Genomic DNA, 21304 nt, shown 5'->3' with positions numbered 1-21304 from the left:
TGAGGTTGCCGCCGGCGAAGAACGTCTTCTTCGCGCTGGTGACCACCACGCCGGTCACCTGCTCCTGCTCGTCGTACAGCCGCGCGACGGCGGCCCGCATCGACTCGCGGTAGAGGTCGTTCATGGTGTTGGCACTCGCCGTCGGGTCGTCGAGGGTGAGGGTGACGATCCCGTCCTCGTCGCGCTCGTAGCGGACGGCGCTCTGCGTCTCGGTCTGGCTGGTGGTCATGCTCCGGTCTCCTTCAAGAAGTTGAATCGTGCGCTTGCGGCACGTGAGTCGCGCCCTTGCGGCAGGGCGTGCGCCGCAGATCCGCGACTCGTACGCCGCACACGCGCGACTCGACGGTCAGACGAGCTCGACGATGGTGGCGACACCCATGCCACCGCCCACGCAGAGCGTGGCGAGGCCGCGGCGCTGGTCACGCCGCCGCAGCTCGTCGATCAGGGTGCCGAGGATCATCGCGCCGGTCGCGCCCAGAGGGTGGCCCATCGCGATCGCGCCGCCGTTGACGTTGGTGATCTCGTGGCTGATGCCCAGGTCCTTCATGAACCGCATCGCCACCGCGGCGAACGCCTCGTTCATCTCGAACAGGTCGATGTCGCCGACCTCGAGGCCCGCCTTCGCCAGCGCCTTGCGCGACGCGGGTGCGGGGCCGGTCAGCATGATCGTCGGGTCGGCGCCCGACACCGCGGTCGCCAGGATCCGGGCGCGCGGGGTCAGGCCGAGCTCCCGGCCGGCCTCCTCGGAGCCGATCGCCATGATCGCCGCGCCGTCGACGATGCCGGAGGAGTTGCCGGCGTGGTGGACGTGGTCGATCTCCGGGACCCAGTGGTACTTCTCGAGCGCGACGTCGTCGAAGCCGGCGTCCTGGCCGATCTGGGCGAAGCTGGGCTTGAGCCCCGCGAGGCCCTCGACGCTCGTGCCGGGGCGGATCAGCTCGTCGTGGTCGAGCACGGTCAGGCCGTTCTGGTCCTTGACCGGGACCACCGCGTCGGAGAAGTACCCGTTGGCCCAGGCCTTGGCGGCGCGCTGGTGCGACTCGGCGGCGTACGCGTCGACGTCCTCGCGGGTCCAGCCCTCGAGGGTCGCGATCAGGTCCGCGCCGATGCCCTGGGGGACGAAGCCGGTCGTCAGCGCGGTGGCGGGATCGGCCGCCCACGCACCTCCGTCGGACCCCATCGGGACCCGGCTCATCGACTCGACGCCGCCGGCGAGGAGCAGGTCCTCGAACCCGGATCGGACCCGGGCGGCCGCCTGGTTGACGGCCTCGAGGCCGGACGCGCAGAAGCGGTTGAGCTGCACGCCGGCCACGGTCTCGGGATAGCCCGCTGCGAGCGCGGCGGTCTTCGCGATGTCGCCGCCCTGCTCGCCGATCGGGGTCACGACGCCCAGGACGACATCGTCGACCCGGGCAGGATCGAGGCCGGGGTTGCGCCTCTTGACCTCCTCGAGCAGTCCGACGATCAGGTCGATCGGCTTCACCTCGTGGAGGGCGCCGGCGGCCTTGCCCTTCCCCCGCGGCGTCCGGATGTGGTCGTACACGAATGCTTCTGCCATGGCCGTCCTCGGGGTGTCGTCCGTGCTGCTGGTGACGCGTCGGATGGAGACGCTTGCCTCCCTCGATTGTGACACCGATACTGTCAGAGTCGTCAACGTGGCACACGTCACCCCACGGGGGACCGACCGGTAGGAGCGTGCGGTGGAGGAGAGTGTGGAGTCGCTGCGTGAGCTGCTCACGCTGGACGAGCTGACCAGCCGGCTCGGGCTGAGCGTGCGGAACGTCCGCTTCTACACCACCAAGGGACTGGTTCCTCCGCCGATCCGTCGCGGCCGGTCCGGGTACTACACCCCTGACCACGTCGCGCGGCTCGAGCTGCTGCAGGAGCTGCAGAGCCACGGCTTCACCCTCGCGGCCATCGAGCGGTACCTGTCGAGGATCCCGGCGGACGCGACCCCGCAGGACATCGCGCTGCACCGCGCGATGCTCGCGCCGTGGCAGTCGGAGGCGCCGGCCGAGATGAGCCGCGCCGACCTCGACAAGCGCGCGGGGCGGAGGCTGACCGATGCCGACCTCGAGACCCTGGCTGCGCTGGGGATCGTGCTGCGGACCAAACGCCGGGGTCGGTACCAGGTCTCGCTCTCCCAGCTCTCGGTCGGCCTCGGCCTGCTGGACCTCGGCTTCCCGACCGAGGCCGCTCTCGCCGCCGCCGACGTGTACGCCGAACACGGTCGCCAGATCGCCAAGGAGCTCTACGACTTGTTCCGGACCATGGTCTGGCCGCTCTACAAGGAGTCGGGTGCCTCGCCGGAGAAGCTGCGTGAGGTGGTGGAGCGGCTGAAGCCGCTGTCGGTCGCGTCCCTGGTGGCGGCGTACGAGGCCGCCATGGACGAGACCAAGCGCGAAGGCATCGCCCAGCGTTCCCGCTGACCGCGCTCTCCGTACAGTGGCGACATGGACGAGGCGCTGACGGTGTTGGTCACGGGCGCCACCGGGTTCATCGGGCGGCGGCTGGTCCCGGCCCTGCTCGAGGCCGGTCACGACGTCCGGGCGATGACGCGGGACCCCCGCTCGTACGACGGCCCCGGCGACTCCGTCCACGGTGACGTCTCTGACCCGGATTCGCTGGTCGAGGCCCTGGCCGGCACCGACGTCGCGATCTACCTGGTGCACTCTCTCGATGACGCCGACTTCGAGCGCAAGGACGCCGACTCCGCCCGGAACTTCGCGGTCGCGGCGGCCGAGGCCGGGCTGCGCCAGATCGTCTACCTCGGCGGCCTCGGCGACGAGGACGAGGAGCTCTCGCCGCACCTCCGGTCGCGCCGGGAGGTCGAGGTCCTGCTGGGCGGAACCGGGGTCCCGGTCACCGTCCTGCGCGCCGCGATCGTGGTCGGCGAGGGCAGCATCTCGTGGGAGCTGACCCGGCAGCTGGTGAAGAACCTGCCGGGGATGGTGGTGCCACGCTGGGCCTCGACCCCGACCCAGCCGATCGCCGCCGACGACGTGATCCGCTACCTGGTCGGCGTGACCGGGCTCGAGGAGGCCTACGGCCGGGTCTTCGAGATCGGCGGACCGGAGCAGATGACCTACCTCGAGATGCTCCAGGTGGCTTCCGAGGTGACGACCGGCCAACGGGTGCCGATCCTGAAGGTGCCGGTCCTGACGCCGCGCCTGTCGTCGTACTGGCTGGCCCTGGTCACCGACGTCGACGTCACGACCGGTCGCAACCTGATCGCGTCGATGGGGACCAAGGTCGTGGTGACCGACCGCAGCATCGAGGAGCTCGTGCCGGGCGATCCGCTGCCGTACGACGAGGCGGTCCGCCGGGCGCTCGAGGAGGCCTCGCTCAGGGGCTGAAGAGCATCGGCAGCACGAGCAGCATCGAGAGCGACCACGACACGTGGGTGAGGATCGGGCCGAGGATGCCGCCGGACGCGCGTCGTTGCAGACCCACCAGCAGCCCCAACAGAGCCGCGGCGAAGGTCAGCATCACGTTGCCTGTCGCGTAGGTCGCCAGGGTGTAGAGCGCCGTGGTGACCAGCACGGGGTAGCGCGGGACGGCGGCGTAGGCGGCGCCGCGGAAGAACAGCTCCTCGGCCGCGCCGGTGACCGCCGTGATCAGCACGAGAAGCGGGAGCGCGCCCTGGTCGGCGTAGTCGACGACCGAGTCGACCTGTCCGGCGAGTGCGGGGATCTCGCGCACCACCAGGCCCCCGACCGCGAACATCCCGGCCAGCGCCAGCCCGAGCACGACCGGCGTCACCACCGGCCGGACCGGGTCGCGCTCGGGGTGGAGGATCCGGCCGAGGTGGAGCGGGCCTGAAAGGAACGCCCCGATCGCCCAGACTGCGGAGAGGCCGAGCGAGCCGAGGTAGAACTCCGGGCTCCCCGGCTCGGTGCGGAGGCTGACCCCCAGCACCACCCCGCCGAGGACGACGACCGTGCCGGTGACCCACTGCCGCCGGCGAAGTGCGGTCGGGCTGTCGCGGTGGTCGCGGGGCACCTGGTCCCACAGCGCACGACGCAGCCACAGATGCACGCCGGCGACTCTACGGGGCGGTGCGGCGCTTGCCGTTTGGACACAAACGGCGGGCGCGCGCGGTTGGCGGGCCGGCAGGCGTCGATTGGTCACATCCGGCATGGCGGGACGGCGTGTCGTTGCCGTTTGTGTCCAAACGGCGCGGCGCAGCCCCGCACCCGAGCGCCAGGCTACGGCCCGGAGCGACCACCGGCGCTGGCGACGCCGAGCCAGGTGTGGGGGTTGCCGTCCCAGCACCAGCCGAGCTTCGGTGCCCGCTCGCTGATCCACAGCGCGGGGACGCGACGGTCGGGTCGCCGGGAGCCGGACAGCATGAAGCACTGGTTCTTCACCAGCAGCTCCGGCGCCTGCGTCACCAGGGCGATGCCCTCGTCGATCGTCAGCGGCGTGCGACCACGACCCCGGATGACGGGCAGTGCGTCCTCAGGCTTCACCCCGCAGAACTCCTCACCGCGCTCGACGTCGAGCAGGAGGTACGCCAGCGTGTCGGGCACGCCGAGCTCGGGGAGCGGGTAGTACGTCGCGAGGTCGCCCTCGCCATGGTTGCGGTCGACCACGCCGGGCTTGCGCCCGCCGGCGAGCCGCAGCAGCGGCACCCGCGGCTCGGGCGGGATCAGGTCGCGAGTGACGACGAGCACCCACGGCACCCGGCCCTCAGCCGCGTCGACGGGACCGGTGGCGACGGGGACGCGCTCCTCCAGCGGCGCGAGCCGGGCACGGAAGTCGGACTCGGTCAGACCCGCCAGCCCGGCGTACCCGAGTGAGACGAGGCGGTCGACCTGAGCGGTGAACAGAGGTGAGTAGGTCACGGATCTCCTGTGGTGGGCGGCGCGGGTAGAACGCGTCGCCGACCACCGGAGTTCCCGCACCGCTGTCACTTCTTCTTGAACGCGTCCTTCGCGTCGCGGGTGGCGTCCTTGGCCTTGTCGCCCGCGCCCTTCAGCGCCGCGGACCGCTGGTCGCCCTTGCCCTCGTCCTCGAGTCGCTCGTTGCGGGTCGCCTTGCCGGTCGCCTCCTTGGCCTTCCCCTTGAGGTCCTCGGCCTGGTGCGCCGCCTTGTCTTCCATGCCCATGGCTAGCTCCTTGTGGTGGGTGTTCCTCACCTCACCACGGGCCGCGACCGGCCGACCACACCCCAAGAGAGATGAGCGTGGTACGTCGGGCCGGAGAGGTCAGCGGCGGCCGCTGAAGCCGGCGGCGCTGTGCGACCCCGACCCGCTCGAACGACCGGCGTTCGGCTTCCGCGACTGACCACCGGAGCGGTTCCCACTCGGGCGGTTCCCTCCGGAGCGCTTCGCCGCCGAGTGGGCCTGGCCGCGACCGCGGCCTCGGCCGCGACCACGGGAGCCTCGGCCGCCACCGCCGCCACCTCCCTCGCCACGAGGTCCACGCCGCTCGCCGTCCGAGCCGCTCGCCCCGACACCCGACGGCGCGTAGCCGCCGGCCACCAGGGTGCGCTCACCTGGAGCAAGCTGGACCAGGATCGGGTGGTCGGCGCTCTGCACGCGGGTGGTCACCGGCTTGATGCCGGCCTGTCGCGTGAGGGTGCGCACGTCGCGCACCTGGTCGTCGGTCATCAGCGTGATGACCGTTCCGGCCGCTCCGGCCCGGGCGGTCCGACCCGAGCGGTGCAGGTAGGCCTTGTGCTCGACCGGCGGATCGGCGTGCACGACCAGCGCCACGTCGTCGACGTGGATACCGCGGGCCGCGATGTCGGTCGCGACCAGCGTCGACGCGGCGCCACCGTGGAACGCGTCGAGGTTCCGGGTACGCGCGTTCTGGCCGAGGTTTCCGTGGAGCTCGACGCTGGGGACGCCGCTGCGGTTGAGCTGCCGGGCCAGGGCCTTGGCGCCGTGCTTGGTGCGGGTGAACACGACGGTGCGACCGGGCGCACTGGTGAGTCCGATCAGCACGGCGAGCCGGTGCTCGCGCTGCAGGTGCAGCACGTGGTGGGCCATGCTGGAGATCGGCGACTGGGCGGAGTCGGCCTCGTGCGTGACCGGGTCGACCAGGAACCGCTTGACGATGACGTCGATCGCCTTGTCGAGCGTCGCCGAGAACAGCAACCGCTGGCTGCCCCGCGGGGTCCTGTCGAGCAGTCGCCGTACGGAGGGCAGAAAGCCAAGGTCGGCCATGTGGTCCGCCTCGTCGAGCACGGTCACCTCCACGGCACCGAGGTCGCAGTGGCCCTGGCCGATCAGGTCCTCGAGCCGGCCGGGGCAGGCGACGACCACGTCGGCGCCCTTTCGGAGCCCGACGACCTGCGGGTGCTGTCCGACGCCGCCGAAGACGGTGAGGGTGGTCAGCCCGGCCTGGGCGGCCAGCGGCTGCAGGGCGGCGTGGATCTGCCCGACCAGCTCACGGGTCGGCGCGAGGATCAGCGCCCGGGGGCGTCGCGCGGCGGCGCGGTCGCCGGCGGTGAGCCGGGCGACCAGCGGGAGGAGGAAGGCGTAGGTCTTGCCGGAGCCGGTGCGACCGCGGCCGAGCACGTCGCGGCCCGCGAACGAGTCGGGCAGGGTCGCGGTCTGGATCGGGGTCGGCACGGTGATGCCGCGATCGGCCAGCACGGCCGAGAGCGAGGCGGGGACGCCCAGCGCGTCGAACGTCTGGGCAGGGGAGGTCTGGGTGGTCAAGAGAGGTCTTTCGGTTGGTGTCTCACCAACGCGCGTCCGCCGGGGGCGGCGCCGGCAGCTCGAGGCTGCTGCGTTTCTCACGAGTCGTGAGCGGCGACCGGGACCGGGCGCCTGGAGTCCGAGGCAAGACTGGACGGACTGTTGAGCAGAGCCTAGGGCACGGCCCGACATACCGCGGGATCGCCGCGGCTTCGGGGTCAGGTGAAGTGCAGCACACCGTCGTCGATCGGGCTGCGACGGATCGTTCGCACGTCGTACAGGTAGTTCTGGCGAAGCCGCCACGGCTCGCGATCTCCCTGCTTGGGAAGGAGGTGCTGGGAGCGCAGCACGTAGCCGGGCGTGAAGTCCATGAAGGGCGCCGGGCCCACGGTCGCGTCGGGCACCGGCACCACGGCCCGGTAGCCGTTCCGGTCCAGGTGCGCCAGCACACGACACACGTAGTCGGCGACGAGGTCGGCCTTGAGGGTCCACGACGCGTTCGTGTAGCCGATCGTGAAGGCGAAGTTGGGGACGCCTCCGAACATCAGCGCGCGGTAGGTCATCCGGCCGCGCAGATCGACCTTCTCGCCGTCGACACCGAGCACGACGTCGCCGATCAGCTTGAGGTCGAAGCCGGTCGCGGTCACAACCACGTCGGCCGGCAGCTCCTCGCCGGAGCTGACGCGCACGCCGGTCTCGGTGAGCGACTCGATCGTGTCGGTGACGACACTGACGGTGCCCTCGCGGATGGTCCGGAACAGGTCGCCATCGGGGACTAGGCAGAGCCGCTGGTCCCACGGGTCGTACGACGGCCTGAAGTGCACGTCCACCGGGTACCCCTCGGGCAGCTGCTTCGCCGTCGCCTGCCGGATCAGCCGCTTCGCGAGCCGTGGTGCGCGCTGGCTGAGCTGGTAGCTGACGAGGGCCAGCAGGATGTTCTTCCACCGCGTCACGACGTACGACGCGCGCTCGGGCAGCCAGCGCCGCACGGCCCGAGCGAACCCGTCGACCGCGGGCCGCGGGAGCACGTAGGTCGGCGACCGCTGCAGCATCGTCACGTGCGCCGCGCCCGCGTCGGCGAGCGACGGCACCAGGGTCATCGCGGTCGCCCCGCTGCCGATCACGACCACCCGCTTGCCAGTGGTGTCGAGGTCCTCAGGCCAGTGCTGCGGGTGGACGATCACGCCGCCGTACCGCTCGGACCCGTGAAGCTCGGGCCGGTGGGGCTCGTCGTAGTCGTAGTAGCCGGTGCACGCCCACAGGAAGCCGGCGGTGAAGGTGACCGGTCCGTCAGGAGTCTCGGCGGTGACCGTCCAGCGCGCGGTGGCGCTGTCCCAGTCGGCGTCGACCACCCGGTGCCGGTAGCGGATCCGCCCGTCGACGCCGTACTCGCGCGCGGTGTCGCGCACGTACTCCAGGATCGATCGACCGTCGGCGAGCGCCTGGTTGCTGCGCCACGGCCGGAACCGGTAGCCCATCGTGAACATGTCGGAGTCGGAGCGGATGCCGGGGTAGCGGAAGAGGTCCCACGTTCCGCCGCTGGCCGCGCGCGCCTCCAGCACCAGGTAGCTGCGCTGCGGGTGCTCCTGGGTCAGCCGGGCTGCGGCGCCGATGCCGGAGAGGCCGGCGCCGATGATCAGCACGTCGACGTGCACGGGGGTGGGTGGCGGGGTCATGCGCGGGCGTACCTCTCGGTGAAGGCGGCAAGGATCTTGGGGGGCTCGGTCACGACGCTGCGGCGGGCCAGGTCGATCAGGCTCTGGGCCTGGTCGGGTGGGAAGTATCCGTACTCGCGATAGGTCTCGATCCGCAGGCACAGCCCCTCGACGTCGAGCTCGGGATGGAACTGCGTGGCGTAGACGTTCCCGCCGAGCCGGAACGCCTGGACCGGGCAGGCACCAGACCCGGCCAGCCGGACCGCGCCGGTGGGGAGCTGCAGCACGGCCTCCTTGTGGCCGAGGAAGACGTCGAAGGAGTCGGGAAGCATCGCGAGCAGCGGGTCGGCCCGGCCATGGTCGGTCAGGGTCACCTCGACGCAGCCGATCGGCTCGCCGTACGTGCGGTCGACGACCCCTCCGCGGATCCGGCCGAGCACCCCGATGCCGTAGCAGGCGCCGAGGAACGGGAAGTCGGCGGCGACCACCTGCTCGGCGAGCTGGGCCAGCTCCGCCTCAGCCCGCTGCTGGATCGGCGACTTCTCCTCCTCGGGGTCGCTGACGTTGAACGGGCCGCCTCCGAGCAGGATGCCCGACCACGCGTCGAGGTCGACGACACCGAGCTCCTCGCGTTCGAGCCGCAGCCGGCACAGCTGACCCTCGGCCAGCCCGGACTGGGCGAGCACCGCGTCGTACTCGTTGTCCGCGGCCTCGTCCTCGGCGCGCGTCCCGAGGAAGAGGAACGGCTTCACGCGGCTCATGCCTGCACGGCAGCGCCGGCCTCGATCAGCGCCTCGACGTCGGTCGTGCCCCAGGCGGCGAGAGCGGCACGGGTATGAGCCCCGGGCGCCGCGGGCGGCATCGACACCGACGGCCGGGTGCGGCTGAAACGGGGTGCGGGGGCCGGCTGGGTGATGCCGTCGATCTCGACGTACGTCCCCCGTGCCGCGAGGTGGGGGTGCGTCACGGCCTCGCTCGGCGGCAGCACCGGCGCGACGCAGGCGTCGCTTCCGTCGAACACCTCCGCCCACTCCGCCTGGGTCCGCTGCCGGAACGTCTCGGCGAGCAAGTCACGCAGCGCCTCGGTGTCGGCCGGGTCGTCGCGGTCGGGCGCGCGGTCGGCGAGGCCGAGCCGATCGAGGAGGGCGTCGTAGAACTGCGGCTCGAGCGAGGCGACCGAGACGTGCCGGCCGTCCGCGGTCTCGTAGAGGTCGTAGAAGGGGGCGCCGCCGTCGAGCAGCCCGCTGCGCCGTTGCTCGGACTGGACACCGACCGCAGCCAGGGTGGCGCCGAGCGTGTTGAGGTGGGCGGTGCCGTCGACGATCGCGGCGTCGACCACCTGGCCCCGGCCGCTGGCGCGGGCCTCGAGCAGCGCGGCGAGCACGCCGATCACGAGGTACGCCGAGCCGCCGCCGAAGTCGCCGAGCAGGTTGGACGGGAAGTGCGGTCGGGTGCGGTCCTGTCCGAGGCCGTGGAGCACCCCGCTGAGTCCGATGTAGTTCAGGTCGTGGCCGGCCGTCTGCGCCCACGGTCCGTCCTGGCCCCAGCCGGTCATCCGGCCGTAGACGAGGGCAGGGTTGCGCGCCCAGCAGTCGTCGGGGCCGAGACCCAGCCGCTCGGCGGCACCGGGACGCATCCCCTCGACCAGCACGTCAGCCCGCTCGACCAGGTCGAGGACGGTGCGGATCGCCTCGTCGTGCTTGAGGTCGAGCGCCACGCTCGGCCGGCCGCGCGTGAGGACGTCGTACCGGCCGCTGCCGAACATCACGCCACCGGGCTTCTCGATCCGGATCACGTCGGCCCCGAGGTCGGCCAGCGTCATGCACGCGTGCGGTCCCGGGCCGATGCCGGCGAGCTCGACGACCTTCACGCCGCGCAGCGGCCCGGTGCCGTGCCCGAGCTCGAGCCTGGTGTCGTCGGCCATGCCGCCGATCATGACAGAACCACTGTCACGGTCAACCGGGTGTGATCGGTGGCCGAACACGTGCTCGCTGGCTGCGGCGGCTGGGCTGCCGTTTGTGTCCAAACGGCAGCGACACGCCGCGCCAGAGTGCGATATCTGCCCAATCGTCGGCAGCAGGCGGCCCTGCCCCGCGCGCGTCCGCACTCAGATCAACCCAGGATCCGGCGGAGGAACTGGCGGGTGCGTTCCTCCCGCGGCTCGGTGAAGACCTGCGCCGGCGGCCCGGACTCGAGGATCCGACCGCCGTCCAGGAAGCAGACGCGGGTGGCGACGTCGCGCGCGAACTCCATCTCGTGGGTGGCGAGCAGCATCGTGGTGCCGGACGCGGCCAGGTCCCGGACGATCGTGAGGACCTCACCGACCAGCTCGGGGTCGAGAGCGGCGGTGATCTCGTCGAGCAGCAGCAGCGCCGGCTTGGTGGCCAGCGCGCGCACCAGCGCGGCCCGCTGCTGCTGGCCGCCCGAGAGCCGGTCCGGGTGCTTCTCGGCCTGGTCGGCCAGCCCGAACCGGCCCAGCAGCTCACGCGCCTGCTCCTCGGCGTCGGCTCGCGGCACGCCGTGCACCCGGCGCGGGGCCAACGTGACGTTGTCGAGCACGCTCAGGTGCGGGAACAGGTTGTAGGCCTGGAAGACCATGCCCATCCGCTGCCGGACCGCTCGCTGGTCGATCCGCGGATCGGAGATCTCACGCCCCTCGAGCTCGATGACCCCGTCATCGATCTCCTCGAGCAGGTCGAGGCAGCGCAGCAACGTCGACTTGCCTGATCCGGACGAGCCGATCAGGCAGATCACGTCGTGCGGATCGACGGTGAGGTCGACGTCGTCGAGCACCACCCGCTCGCCGTACGCCTTGCGGAGCCCGGTGACCTTCAGCAGGGGCGGGCCGCTCACAGGGCACCTGCTCGTTCGCGCTCGGCCCAGCGCCGCTGCATCCAGTCGGTCAGCCGGGCCAGCGGCACCGTGAGCACCACGAAGAAGCAGGCGACCACGACGTACGGCGTGTAGTTGAAGTTGAACGCCGTGTAGTCGCGCGCCTGGAAGACGGCGTCGAACACCGCGACCGTCGAGACCAGCGCCGTGTCCTTCTGCAGCGACACGAAGTCGTTCAGCAGCGGCGGCACGACCCGGCGCACCGCCTGCGGCACCACGACGAACCGGAGCGCCTGGGGCCGGGACAGCCCGAGGGCGACCGCGCTGGAGACCTGGGACGGGTGGATCGACTCGATGCCGGCGCGATAGACCTCGGCGACGTACGCACCGTAGGACAGGACCAGCGCGACCCCCGCCCACAGGAACGGGTCGGTCGGCAGCCCCTGCAGCCGCAGTGCGGGCACGCCGAACCCGAGCAGAAGGATCAGCAGGATCGTCGGGATGCCTCGGAAGAGGTCGGTGTACACGACCGCTGCGACCCGCACCGGCGCCAACCAGGGCGAGCGGGCGGTGCGGGCCAGCGCCACCGCGAGGCCGAGGAGCAGGATGAAGACCTCGCAGATCATGAACAGCTTCACGTTGAGCCAGAAGCCGTCCAGGATCAGGGGGAACGACGCCTTGGCGTGCTCCCAGCTGAAGAACGTCTCGCGGACGCGGGGCCAGCCGGGTGAGCTGCCGACCACGAGGACGACGACCACCACGACCAGGGCGACCAGGCCCGTGGAGATGGCCATCGACCGCAACCGCAGTCGCCGGCGCACCGCCCGCCGCGCGAGCTCGCGGTCACTCGGCTGCCAGGGAGCGGCCCGCTCGACGCTCCGGTCGGGACCCACTAGCCGGTCATCTACTGGAGCTCGGGCACGTCCACGACGTCGGACAGCCACTCCTGCTCGATCTGGTCGAGCGTGCCGTCGTCGCGCAGCGCCGCGAGGGCCTCGTTGACGCAGGGGACGAGCTCGCTGCCCTTCTCGAAGAGCATCCCGAACTCCTCCTTTTCACCGGTCTCCGGCTTGAACTGGCCGATCAGCGTCGCCTCCGGGATCTCGACCGCGGTGATGTAGAACGCGGTCGGCAGGTCGGCGAGGATGCCGTCGACCTGACCGTTGAGGAGTGCCTGCTTGGCGGCGTTGGTGTCCTCGAAGACGGCGGGGTCGTTCGCGGGCTGGATCACGTCGCGGATCACGGTGAGCGACGTGGTGCCGGTCTGGGCGCCGAGGTTGAAGTCAGCGAGCTCGGCCACGGTCGTCGCGTCTGCGATGGGGGTGTCGTCGAGGGCGATCACGGCCTGGGCCGCCTCGTAGTAGCCGTCGGAGAAGTCGACCACCTCGGCTCGCTCCGGGGTGATCGAGATCTGGTTGATGTCGAAGTCGAAGTTCTTCTCACCCGGCTTGTAGGAGCTGTTGAAGGGCACCGTGACCCAGGTCACCTGGTCGTCGCTGAAGCCGAGCTCCTCCGCGACGGCGTAGGCCACGGCGGACTCGAAGCCCTTGCCGTTCGACGGCTTGTCGTTCTGGAACCACGGCGGGAACGCCGGGGAGTCCGTGCCGATCGTGAGCGTCCCGGGCTCGAGGAGCGCGAGATTCTCCGTCGCGCACTGGTCCTCGGCGGTGGGGGTGGGCTCGGCAGCAGCATTCCCGTCCGGCTCCTCGTCGGCCGGTGCGCAGCCGGCGATGCCGAACGGGACCGAGACCAGCGCGAGAAGGGTGAGTGCCTGACGGGTTCTCATGGCCAGATCGTAGGGCGGAACGACCCGGTCAGTGCCGGTGTCCAGCGCCGTGCTTCTGCTCGTGACTGTCCCCGTGCGCGTGCCCGTGCATCTCGTGGACGACCGCGTGGCCCTTGCCGCGGTCGATCAGCCACTTGTTCACGGGAACGGTGACGACGAAGGCCACCGCGAGGGCGACCGCGAGCGAGCCCCAGAACAGGCCGCTGCGCAGCGTCGCCTCCATCGCACCGGGAACGGCCAGCAGGAAGGCGTTGTCGACGATCTCCATGACCAGGATGGAGAGCGTGTCGGCGGCCAGGGCGACCCGCACAGCCTGCCGGATCCCGAGCCCCGACCGCCGTACGCCGAGGAACGTCAGGAGGTAGCCGAAGAAGAAGGCCAGGGCGACGGCCAGAGCGATCGAGGCGGCGTCGCCCCATCCCCACCAGGTCGCGAGCACCATGCCGAGCACCTCGCCGATGGCGCAGCCGGTGAGGCAGTGCAACGTGGCCGAGATCGCGGTCCGCCAGGAGTCCATGGCCAGACACTATACCCCCCTCCCGTATCTACCCAGGCCGGTCTGTAGCGTCGGTCCCGTGACCTCGACAGGGCTGATCCGGGACTTCACCGACGAGGAGGCGCGGCGCGCGCTGGTGCTGAAGTGGGGCACGCAGGACCCCGACGTGCTGCCTGCGTGGGTGGCCGAGATGGACTACGCGCTGGCGCCCCCGGTGGCTGAGGCGCTGCAGCGGGCCGCAGCGCAGGGGATCACGGGGTACCCGGCGCACTCCAGTGGGGGCCCGCTCGGCGCGGCCCTGGCCGGGTTCGCGGCCCGGCACTTCGATTGGCCGGTCGACCCGGAGCAGGTGCTGGCCACGGTCGACGTCACGGCCGGGGTGCGGATCGCCCTGGAGGCGCTGAGCGACCACGGGCCGATGGTGCTGCCCACACCTGCGTACCACCCTCAGTTCGGAATCGCCGGTCTCTCCGGTCGGGAGACCTGGGAGCTGCCGCTCGACCCGGACGCCGGGCAGGCGACGCTCGACCTCGACCGGCTCGACGACCTGTTCTCCCGGGGTGCGCGCACGTTGTTGCTCACCCAGCCGCACAACCCGCTCGGCCACGTCTACACCCGGGCCGAGCTCGAAGCCATCCGCGACGTCGTCGTGCGGCACGGGGCGCGGGTGATCAGTGACGAGGTCCACGCACCGCTCGTGCTGCCGGGCGCCAGCCACGTCCCGTACCTGGCGCTCGAGGGCACCGCCGACCACGCGGTCACGGTGACGGCGGCCAGCAAGGCGTTCAACACCCCGGGTCTGCGCTGCGCGCAACTCGTGACCGCCGATCCGGCCGCGCGCGATCGGCTGCTCGCCGAGCCGATGTGCCGCAACAACTCGTGGTCCCCGCTGGGTGAGGTGGCCGCGGTGGCCGCCTACACCGAGGGCGATGAGTGGCTGGCGTCGCTGGTGGAGCGGCTCGACCGGCAGCGCGGGCTGCTCACCTCGCAGCTGCGGCAGCAGCTGCCGCTGGCGCGGATGCGGCCGCTGGAGGCGACGTACCTCGCCTGGCTCGACCTGCGCGGCTACGGCCACGACGACCCGGCCACCCTGGCGCTCGACAAGGGCCGGCTCCACGTCGAGGCCGGCGACCGCTACCAGCCCGGTCTCACCGGTCATGTGCGGGTGAACATCGCGACGTCGCCGGAGCGGCTCGTCGAGATCGTACGGCGACTGGCGGTGACGGTGGACGCCTAGGGCGCCCTCTCACCCGGTGGCCGAGGCTGGGCTACCCGCCCCTTCAACCCGCGTGCTGGGACTGAGCCGCGACCAGGTCGCGGTACCAGGCGAAGGACTTCTTCGGGGTCCGTACCTGGGTCTCGTAGTCCACATGCACGAGTCCGAATCGCTGCGTGTAGCCCTTGGCCCACTCGAAGTTGTCGATGAGCGACCACGCGTAGTAACCGCGGATGTCGACGCCGCGCTGGATGGCGGTGGCGACGGCCCGCAAGTGGGCGTCGTGGTAGTCGATCCGCTGCTGGTCGTCGACCTCGCCGGCCGCGTCCGGAGAGTCGGCGAACGAGCAGCCCGACTCCGTGATCACGATCGGTGGTAGCGCGGCGCGGTAGCGGGCGCGGAACATGATCAGCCACTCGCGCAGCGCGTCGGGGACGATCGGCCACCCGAAGCCGGTCGTCGGGTAGCCGAGCAGCTCGCGGAACTCGAACGGGAGCTCGGCGTCCTCGGGCGCCGCCCCGACGCGGAGCGGGTTGTAGTAGTTGATGCCGTAGAAGTCGAGCGGCTGCCGCATGGTCGCGAAGTCGCCCGGCTCGGCGATCTCCTCCATGAACGGCATCAGGTCGAACGGGTAGCGGCCGAGCAGCATCGCCTCGAGGTACGTCCCGTTCCACAGCGCGTCGAACAGCTTGGCGGCGCCGACGTCGGCGTCCTGCTCACTGGCCGGCCAGATCGGAGCGTGGTTGTTGGCGCAGCCGACGCTGGTCGCGCCCGCCTGGCGCAGCGCGATGGCGGCGCGGCCGTGCGCCACCATCAGGTGGTGAGCCACTGGGAGGGCGTCGAAGGTGAGCTTCCAGCCCGGGGCGTGCTCGCCAGTGCCGTATCCCATCATGGTGACGACGTTCGGCTCGTTGATCGGAATCCAATGCGCGACCCGGTCCGCCAGCGCCTCGCCCACGATCCCGGCGTAGTCGGCGAACCGGTGGATCGTGTCGCGGTTGAGCCAACCGCCGTCGTCCTGCAGGCCCTGCGGCAGGTCCCAGTGGTAGAGCGTGACCATCGGTTCCAGGCCGGCCTCCAGCAACCGGTCGACCAGCCGGTCGTAGAACGCGAGCCCCGGCTTGTTGACCTCGCCGGAGCCGGTGGGCACCACGCGCGGCCACGAGATGGAGAACCGGTAGCCGGGAGCGCCGAGGTCACGCATCAGCGCGACGTCCTCCTCCCACCGGTGGTAGTGGTCGCACGCCACCTCGCCGCTGCTGCCGTCGAGGATCCGGCCCGGTTCGGCGGTGAAGGTGTCCCAGATGCTGGGACCCTTGCCGTCCTCGGAGATGGCGCCCTCGATCTGGTACGCCGCAGTGCTGGTGCCGAAGCGGAAGCCAGGGGGCAGCTGAGGAAACACGGCCCCATCCTTGTGCATGGGTGGTCGCGCCCGCCGGGGAATCACGGTTTGTTCACGGAGCGAGAACTCGGAGTGCACCCGGCCGGATGTCGCTGGCCGCAGCCACCCGGCTGGTCCCAGCATCAGGATCGGCAGGAAATCGACGGCGACCGATGAGTTTCGAGGTCGACGGGAGTCGTACCCGTTGGCAGACTGACGAGAGTCCGAGGAGCCGGCCCATGAGGACAGCCACTGTGACAGCGGAGCCCAGCACCACCCCGACAGCCGAGCTGGACGACTTCGACGCCCTGACCCAGCGCTACCAGCGCGAGCTGCTCGCGCACTGCTACCGGATGAGCGGGTCGGTGCACGAGGCAGAGGACCTCGTGCAGGAGACGCTGCTCCGCGCCTGGAAGGCGAGCGCGGACTTCCAGGGGCGCTCCAGCGTGCGCACGTGGCTCTACCGGATCGCCACCAACGTGTGCCTCACGAACCTCGAGGGCCGACCTCGTCGGCCGCTGCCCACTGGCCTGGGCGCCACCGAGTCCGACGTCCGTGACCCGCTCGACGCCCAGCCGGAGATCCCGTGGCTGGAGCCGATCCCCGACACGGCGGTCCAGGTGGAGGAGAAGGACACGATCCGGCTCGCCTTCGTCGCCGCGCTGCAACACCTGCCCGCCCGGCAGCGGGCGGTGCTGATCCTGCGCGACGTCCTCCGCTGGTCGGCGGCCGAGGTCGCCGACGCCCTCGACACCACGTCGGCCGCCGTCAACTCCGCGCTCCAGCGGGCCCACGCCCAGCTCGACAAGCAACAGCTCGACGCCGACCAGGTCACGTCGTCCCTGACCGACACCCAGGAGCAGCTGCTCAGCGAGTATGTCGAGGCGTTCTGGAACAAGGACATCGACCGGATCGTCATGCTGCTGACGGCCGAGGCGACGTGGGAGATGCCGCCGTACACCGGTTGGTACCACGGCGCCGCGAACATCGGCGTCCTGATCGACACCAAGTGCCCGGGCGGTCACCACGACATGCCGATGATCCGGACCGAGGCGAACGGCCAGCCCGCCTTCGGCCTCTACATGCGAACCCGGGACGGCGACTTCGAACCCTTCCACATGCAGGTCCTGCAGCTGGACGGCGAACGGGTCGAGCACGTCAGTGCGTTCTTCGGCCGCGAGGTGTTCGCCAGATTCGGCCTCCCCGACCGGCTGCCGGCCGACTACCGCGACTGAGCCGACGAGCAGACGATGGACACCGCCCTGACGGGCGCTGTCGAGCTCCTGGACCGTTCCCTCGCCTACACCCGGCTGGCGCTGGCGGGAGTCGGCCCCGAGCACGCGGCGCTCCCCACTCCGTGCCACGGCTGGCCGTTGCGCCGACTGCTGGAGCACATGGACGACGCCCTGGACGCCTACATCGAGGCGACCACCGGCCGGGTGGGCCTGGACCCCTCGCTCGGGGACGGTCGCGTCGAGTCGGTGCGGGCCAAGGCCTGCGCGCTGCTCGCCTGGTGGCTCGACCCACCCGTCGACGTGGTCGAGGTCGGCGACCGGCGACTGGCCGCGGAGAAGCTGCTGTCCGCCGCCGCGCTGGAGGTCACGCTGCACGGCTGGGACGTCCACGCCACGCTCGGTCGGCCCACCGCAGTCCCCGTCGACCTCGCCGCGCCGCTGTTCGACGTGGCCGTCGAGGTGGCCGTCGGCCCACTGCGGCCGGCGTGCTTCGCCCCGCCCGTCTCCCCGCCCCCCGGCGACAGCGAGTCCACGCTGCTGCTCGGGTTCCTGGGCCGCTCACGCGACTCCGCGGGTGAGACCTGAGCGTCACCGAGCAGACGCTGTTTCGCGCGTTTGCTCGCACCCGGCGGGCCAGATCTCTACCCTCGTTGCATGCCCGTGACCCCGCTCGCCGCGTCGGCCACGGGTGTCGGCGAGCATCTGGTACGGGCGGGGCGGGTCTCCGCCGCCCTCGACCACCTGCTCGCGGACACCCCGCCGTCGGTCGAGTCACTCGCCCTCCTCGTGGAGTGTCGGCTCGCGCGCGGCGAGATGGACCTCGCCGGGCGTGCGGGGAGCGCGCTGTCGGCGCGCGGGAACCTCTCGACCGACGACGCGGCCCGGCGGTCGCTCGCGCTCGCCGAGCTCGCCGCCGCCACCGACCGCGACGCCGAGGCGGTGGCTCGGGCCCACCAGGTCGACTCCGACGCACTGCCCTGGCGGCAGGTCGCGGCCCTGAGCCTGATCCGGCTGGGTCGCCGAGCCGATGGCGAACAGCTCGCGACGGAGCAGCTCGCGCTGTCCCGGGCCGCCGGCTCGCCGTACCACCTGGCCGGGGCATTGCGCACGAGCGCCGCCGTCTGCGCCACGGTCGACATCGAGGGCCAGCTGCGCGAGGCGTACGCGCTCGCCACGGGACGGTTCGAGCGCCTCGCCGCACAGGTCGCCACCGACCTGGCCGGCCTGCTGGCCCTCACCGGTCGCGACCGGCTCGGGGCCGTGGCGCTGCTGCGCGAGGCGGAGGAGTACGCCGATGTGGAGGACCTGTGGCCGCTGCACGTCCGCGTCCGGCGGCTCCTCGAGCGGCTCGACGAGCAGCCGAAGCTGCCCCGCACCGAAGCGATGGAGCGCCTCACCCAGGCCCAGCTGCTGATCTGCACCCTCGCCGCGACCGGCAGCACCAACCGGGCGATCGCCGACCACCTCAGGATCAGCGTCAAGGCCGTCGAGGGGCACCTCTCGCACGCCTACAAGAAGCTCGAGATCAGCGGTCGGGCACAGCTGCCGCAAGTGTTGCGGCTGCCCTGAGGAGCTCCGACTACCGTCGGACCGGTGCACCCGCTCACCGCACGCGAGATCCGTGCCGCCTTCGTCAACTGCTCCCAGGGCGAGGCCAAGCGGGCGGCGCTGCCCGACCTCGACCTGGTGCCGTGGGAGTCGCTGGACTTCCTCGGGCGGCGCAGCGCCATGTGCCAGGTGTGCCTCACGCCGCACAACGGAACCGCCGTGACCCTGACTGTCGCCCGCAAGACCGGTCCCGCCGGGAAGCGCGGTGACTCGGCCGGCGTGTACCTGTGCCGCGACCTGGCGTGTTCCCTCTACGGGCGGAGCCTCCGCAGCTCCGGGGTCCCGCGCCTCCGCGAGACCCTGCCGGTGGACCAGCTGGTCGCCCGGCTGCGCGCGAACCTCGACGCGTTCCTGGCTCGAGTGCTCGTCTGACTCAGAGCACCACCATCGAGGCGCCGTGCCCGTGGGTGCGGGCCCGCGCGAGACCGTCGACGCCGAGCACGAACCGGCCCGGCAGGTCCGGCCCGTCGGCCGCCGTGGCGCTCACGGTCGGCAGCACCTGCGGAGCCTCGTTGCTGATCCAGCGGCACGCACCCGCCTCCACCAGGCGCGACATCATCCTGGCGAACCGGTCCCGGTCATCGGGCTCGAGGTAGGCGATCACCGCGCTGTGGAAGACCACGACCGGGGCGTGGCCGGCCGCTTCCTCGACCAGCGTCGGCAGCGTCTCCAGCAGGTCGCCGGCCACCAGGTGTGGGGGGTCGGCGCGAGCGATGGCGATGGCGTCCTCGAGCCGCTGACGCCGGTCGTCCTGCTCGGGCCACACGAGGGTGGTGAGCCAGGCCATCGCGTCGCGGTCGGTGGGGTCGAGCGGGTTCAGGTCGATGCCGCCCCGCCAGGCGACCTCCGGCGGAGTCACCTGGTCGGGGAAGGGTCCGGTCACCTCGCACTCGAGCCGCGGCCCGGAGCCGGCCGTCACGGTCCGGTGCGGCGTCGACCACGCGTAGGACCACCGGTCGGGGTACAGGCAGAGTCCGGCGCTCGCGCCGACCTCGAGCAAAGCCAGCCGCGGCCCGAGCTCGGCGAGGAACGGCGTCAGGGTCGCCAGCCGACCGACCTCGTTGGTCTGGGTCGCCCGCTTCAGCACGGTCGCCCGGATCGTCCCGTCGTCGGCGAGCAGCGCCTCACGCAGCGCGGAGTACGGTCCCGGGGCGCGGACGTCGTGCCAGCGGGCGGCCGCGAACACCAGGTTCGGCTGCTGCTTCACAGGCGGCAGCGTCGCGATCCACGCCAGCAGCTCGGAGTCCTCGGCCACCCGCAGCGCCCAGTCTCGGAAGCAGGGCGAGTCCTCGGCGTACAGCGCGAAGTCGGCGTACTGCCGCGCCACGTCGGTGTAGAGCTCCACGATGTCGGAGCGGGGCAGTCAGTCGGCCGGGATCGCGACGTACGTCGTGTCGAGGTACTCCTCGATCCCCTCGAAGCCGCCCTCGCGTCCGAAGCCGCTTGCCTTCACCCCGCCGAAGGGCGCCGCCGGGTTGGAGACCAGCCCGGTGTTCACGCCGACCATGCCGAAGTCGAGCGACTCCGCGAGTCGCACGGTCCGGGCCAGGTCCCGCGTGAAGACGTACGACGTGAGGCCGTACTCGGTCGAGTTCGCGCGCTCGACCGCCTCCTGCTCGGAGGCGAAGGTGGTGATCGGCGCGACCGGCCCGAAGATCTCCTCGCGGTTGATCTGCGAGTCGGCCGGCACGTCGGTCAGGACCGTGGGCGGGTAGAAGAAGCCGGGACCGTCGGGCACCGTGCCGCCCGTGACGACCTTCGCGCCGTCGTGGACGGCGTCGGTCACGAGCCCCGCGACCGACTCGACCGCGTCGGGGTTGATGAGCGGGCCGACGTCGACGCCGTCGTCCTGCCCCCGGCCGACGGTCAGCGCACCCATCCGGGCGCCGAGCTTCTCGGCGAACTCGCCCGCAACCGACTCGTGAACGAGGAACCGGTTGGCCGCGGTGCACGCCTCGCCCATGTTGCGCATCTTGGCGATCATCGCGCCGTCGACGGCGGCGTCGATGTCCGCGTCCTCGAAGACCAGGAACGGCGCGTTGCCGCCGAGCTCCATGGACATCCGCTGGAGCTGGTCGGCCGACTGCCGGACCAGGATCTTCCCGACCGGGGTCGACCCGGTGAAGCTGACCTTCCGCAGCCGTTCGTCGGCCATCAAGGTGCTGCTCATCGCCGCCGAGTTGCTGGTCGTCACGACGTTCAGGACGCCGTCGGGAAGTCCGGCCTCGGCCATGATCCCGGCGAGCGCGAGCATCGTGAGCGGCGTCAGCTCCGCCGGTTTGATGACCATCGTGCAACCCGCGGCGACCGCCGGCCCGATCTTGCGGGTGCCCATCGCGATCGGGAAGTTCCACGGCGTCAGGAACAGGCAGGGCCCGACCGGCTTGCGGACCGTCAGCAGCCGCGAACCACCCGCCGGCGCCTGCATCCACCGGCCGTGGATCCG

23 protein-coding genes are annotated in these 21304 nt (G+C 71.5%); 7 read left to right on the top strand and 16 right to left on the bottom strand.

Going from position 1 to position 21304, the window contains the following annotated elements; all coding sequences use genetic code 11:
- Nucleotides 1-229, bottom strand: a 229-nt coding sequence (locus VFZ39_RS07385) for a hypothetical protein (protein WP_330865091.1), incomplete at its 3' end; no start/stop codon positions are given.
- A gap of 117 nt (nucleotides 230-346) precedes the next feature.
- Entirely contained in the window at nucleotides 347-1558 is a 1212-nt protein-coding gene (locus tag VFZ39_RS07380) for an acetyl-CoA C-acetyltransferase (RefSeq protein WP_330865090.1), read from the bottom strand.
- A 142-nt stretch (nucleotides 1559-1700) separates the two neighbouring features.
- Here VFZ39_RS07380 and VFZ39_RS07375 point away from each other — a divergent pair, with 142 nt between their 5' ends.
- Both VFZ39_RS07375 and VFZ39_RS07370 read left to right on the top strand, forming a co-directional pair.
- On the top strand, nucleotides 1701-2429 hold the full coding sequence (locus tag VFZ39_RS07375) for a MerR family transcriptional regulator (protein ID WP_330865089.1): 729 nt from the start codon (nucleotides 1701-1703) through the stop codon (nucleotides 2427-2429).
- A gap of 24 nt (nucleotides 2430-2453) precedes the next feature.
- On the top strand, nucleotides 2454-3356 hold the full coding sequence (locus VFZ39_RS07370) for an NAD(P)H-binding protein (RefSeq protein ID WP_330865088.1): 903 nt from the start codon (nucleotides 2454-2456) through the stop codon (nucleotides 3354-3356).
- Here VFZ39_RS07370 and VFZ39_RS07365 read toward each other — a convergent pair.
- The 11 genes from VFZ39_RS07365 to VFZ39_RS07315 form a co-directional block, all read right to left on the bottom strand.
- On the bottom strand, nucleotides 3346-4038 hold the full coding sequence (locus VFZ39_RS07365; RefSeq protein ID WP_330865087.1) for a type II CAAX prenyl endopeptidase Rce1 family protein: 693 nt from the start codon (nucleotides 4036-4038) through the stop codon (nucleotides 3346-3348). The two genes, VFZ39_RS07370 and VFZ39_RS07365, sit on opposite strands and share 11 nt — an antisense overlap.
- 170 nt (nucleotides 4039-4208) lie before the next feature.
- Nucleotides 4209-4847, bottom strand: coding sequence for a DUF5701 family protein (locus tag VFZ39_RS07360; RefSeq protein ID WP_330865086.1), 639 nt, complete (start codon nucleotides 4845-4847; stop codon nucleotides 4209-4211).
- 65 nt (nucleotides 4848-4912) lie between these two features.
- On the bottom strand, nucleotides 4913-5110 hold the full coding sequence (locus VFZ39_RS07355) for a CsbD family protein (RefSeq protein ID WP_330865085.1): 198 nt from the start codon (nucleotides 5108-5110) through the stop codon (nucleotides 4913-4915).
- A 99-nt stretch (nucleotides 5111-5209) separates the two neighbouring features.
- Nucleotides 5210-6670: a DEAD/DEAH box helicase gene (locus tag VFZ39_RS07350; RefSeq protein ID WP_330865084.1), complete on the bottom strand. Its 1461-nt coding sequence runs from the start codon at nucleotides 6668-6670 to the stop codon at nucleotides 5210-5212.
- A 197-nt stretch (nucleotides 6671-6867) separates the two neighbouring features.
- Entirely contained in the window at nucleotides 6868-8325 is a 1458-nt protein-coding gene (locus VFZ39_RS07345; protein ID WP_330865083.1) for a flavin-containing monooxygenase, read from the bottom strand.
- Complete coding sequence (locus VFZ39_RS07340) at nucleotides 8322-9065, bottom strand: glutamine amidotransferase (protein WP_330865082.1); 744 nt, start codon at nucleotides 9063-9065, stop codon at nucleotides 8322-8324. Before VFZ39_RS07340 ends, VFZ39_RS07345 begins: the two co-directional genes overlap by 4 nt.
- On the bottom strand, nucleotides 9062-10228 hold the full coding sequence (locus VFZ39_RS07335; RefSeq protein ID WP_330865081.1) for a CaiB/BaiF CoA transferase family protein: 1167 nt from the start codon (nucleotides 10226-10228) through the stop codon (nucleotides 9062-9064). Before VFZ39_RS07335 ends, VFZ39_RS07340 begins: the two co-directional genes overlap by 4 nt.
- A 188-nt stretch (nucleotides 10229-10416) precedes the next feature.
- Nucleotides 10417-11157: an amino acid ABC transporter ATP-binding protein gene (locus tag VFZ39_RS07330; RefSeq protein ID WP_330865080.1), complete on the bottom strand. Its 741-nt coding sequence runs from the start codon at nucleotides 11155-11157 to the stop codon at nucleotides 10417-10419.
- A complete protein-coding gene (locus VFZ39_RS07325; RefSeq protein ID WP_330865079.1) occupies nucleotides 11154-11930 on the bottom strand; it encodes an amino acid ABC transporter permease in 777 nt (258 codons plus the stop codon). Before VFZ39_RS07325 ends, VFZ39_RS07330 begins: the two co-directional genes overlap by 4 nt.
- 110 nt (nucleotides 11931-12040) lie before the next feature.
- Nucleotides 12041-12922, bottom strand: coding sequence for an ABC transporter substrate-binding protein (locus VFZ39_RS07320; RefSeq protein WP_330865078.1), 882 nt, complete (start codon nucleotides 12920-12922; stop codon nucleotides 12041-12043).
- A gap of 28 nt (nucleotides 12923-12950) precedes the next feature.
- Entirely contained in the window at nucleotides 12951-13439 is a 489-nt protein-coding gene (locus tag VFZ39_RS07315; protein ID WP_330865077.1) for a DUF4396 domain-containing protein, read from the bottom strand.
- 58 nt (nucleotides 13440-13497) lie between these two features.
- On the opposite strand from VFZ39_RS07315, the gene VFZ39_RS07310 reads away from it, so the two are divergent.
- On the top strand, nucleotides 13498-14655 hold the full coding sequence (locus VFZ39_RS07310; RefSeq protein ID WP_330865076.1) for a MalY/PatB family protein: 1158 nt from the start codon (nucleotides 13498-13500) through the stop codon (nucleotides 14653-14655).
- A gap of 43 nt (nucleotides 14656-14698) precedes the next feature.
- Here the strand turns inward: VFZ39_RS07310 and VFZ39_RS07305 are convergent, their stop codons facing one another.
- Nucleotides 14699-16036 (bottom strand): GH1 family beta-glucosidase, encoded by a 1338-nt coding sequence (locus tag VFZ39_RS07305; protein WP_330865075.1) that lies wholly within the window; start codon nucleotides 16034-16036, stop codon nucleotides 14699-14701.
- A gap of 218 nt (nucleotides 16037-16254) precedes the next feature.
- Here VFZ39_RS07305 and VFZ39_RS07300 point away from each other — a divergent pair, with 218 nt between their 5' ends.
- The 4 genes from VFZ39_RS07300 (at nucleotide 16255) to VFZ39_RS07285 (ending at nucleotide 19230) form a co-directional block, all read left to right on the top strand.
- On the top strand, nucleotides 16255-17250 hold the full coding sequence (locus VFZ39_RS07300) for a sigma-70 family RNA polymerase sigma factor (RefSeq protein ID WP_330865074.1): 996 nt from the start codon (nucleotides 16255-16257) through the stop codon (nucleotides 17248-17250).
- 15 nt (nucleotides 17251-17265) lie between these two features.
- Nucleotides 17266-17835 carry a maleylpyruvate isomerase family mycothiol-dependent enzyme gene (locus tag VFZ39_RS07295; RefSeq protein WP_330865073.1) on the top strand — a complete coding sequence of 190 codons (570 nt, stop codon included), beginning with the start codon at nucleotides 17266-17268 and terminating at the stop codon, nucleotides 17833-17835.
- Between the two features lie 69 nt (nucleotides 17836-17904).
- The gene (locus tag VFZ39_RS07290) at nucleotides 17905-18819 is read left to right on the top strand and encodes a helix-turn-helix transcriptional regulator (RefSeq protein WP_330865072.1); all 915 of its coding nucleotides are present in this window, start codon (nucleotides 17905-17907) and stop codon (nucleotides 18817-18819) included.
- A gap of 24 nt (nucleotides 18820-18843) precedes the next feature.
- The gene (locus VFZ39_RS07285; RefSeq protein ID WP_330865071.1) at nucleotides 18844-19230 is read left to right on the top strand and encodes an FBP domain-containing protein; all 387 of its coding nucleotides are present in this window, start codon (nucleotides 18844-18846) and stop codon (nucleotides 19228-19230) included.
- A gap of 1 nt (nucleotide 19231) precedes the next feature.
- Here VFZ39_RS07285 and VFZ39_RS07280 read toward each other — a convergent pair whose 3' ends face one another.
- Both VFZ39_RS07280 and VFZ39_RS07275 read right to left on the bottom strand, forming a co-directional pair.
- The gene (locus tag VFZ39_RS07280) at nucleotides 19232-20203 is read right to left on the bottom strand and encodes a DUF2332 domain-containing protein (protein WP_330865070.1); all 972 of its coding nucleotides are present in this window, start codon (nucleotides 20201-20203) and stop codon (nucleotides 19232-19234) included.
- A gap of 18 nt (nucleotides 20204-20221) precedes the next feature.
- Nucleotides 20222-21304 (bottom strand): NAD-dependent succinate-semialdehyde dehydrogenase (locus VFZ39_RS07275; RefSeq protein WP_330865069.1); only part of this gene is annotated, 1083 nt, incomplete at its 5' end.

Source organism: Nocardioides sp. (assembly GCF_036374615.1).
Taxonomy (GTDB): Bacteria; Actinomycetota; Actinomycetes; order Propionibacteriales; family Nocardioidaceae; genus Nocardioides.
The sequence above is the reverse complement of the archived record's forward strand: the minus strand, read 5'-3'. Positions and strand labels throughout refer to the sequence as shown.

Coding starts and splice junctions, on each gene's coding strand:
- VFZ39_RS07380 (WP_330865090.1), bottom strand. CDS start 1,558: ATGGCAGAAGCATTCGTGTACGACCACATCCGGACGCCGCGGGGGAAG.
- VFZ39_RS07370 (WP_330865088.1), top strand. CDS start 2,454: ATGGACGAGGCGCTGACGGTGTTGGTCACGGGCGCCACCGGGTTCATC.
- VFZ39_RS07355 (WP_330865085.1), bottom strand. CDS start 5,110: ATGGGCATGGAAGACAAGGCGGCGCACCAGGCCGAGGACCTCAAGGGG.
- VFZ39_RS07345 (WP_330865083.1), bottom strand. CDS start 8,325: ATGACCCCGCCACCCACCCCCGTGCACGTCGACGTGCTGATCATCGGC.
- VFZ39_RS07340 (WP_330865082.1), bottom strand. CDS start 9,065: ATGAGCCGCGTGAAGCCGTTCCTCTTCCTCGGGACGCGCGCCGAGGAC.
- VFZ39_RS07335 (WP_330865081.1), bottom strand. CDS start 10,228: ATGGCCGACGACACCAGGCTCGAGCTCGGGCACGGCACCGGGCCGCTG.
- VFZ39_RS07325 (WP_330865079.1), bottom strand. CDS start 11,930: ATGGCCATCTCCACGGGCCTGGTCGCCCTGGTCGTGGTGGTCGTCGTC.
- VFZ39_RS07320 (WP_330865078.1), bottom strand. CDS start 12,922: ATGAGAACCCGTCAGGCACTCACCCTTCTCGCGCTGGTCTCGGTCCCG.
- VFZ39_RS07315 (WP_330865077.1), bottom strand. CDS start 13,439: ATGGACTCCTGGCGGACCGCGATCTCGGCCACGTTGCACTGCCTCACC.
- VFZ39_RS07300 (WP_330865074.1), top strand. CDS start 16,255: ATGAGGACAGCCACTGTGACAGCGGAGCCCAGCACCACCCCGACAGCC.
- VFZ39_RS07295 (WP_330865073.1), top strand. CDS start 17,266: ATGGACACCGCCCTGACGGGCGCTGTCGAGCTCCTGGACCGTTCCCTC.
- VFZ39_RS07290 (WP_330865072.1), top strand. CDS start 17,905: ATGCCCGTGACCCCGCTCGCCGCGTCGGCCACGGGTGTCGGCGAGCAT.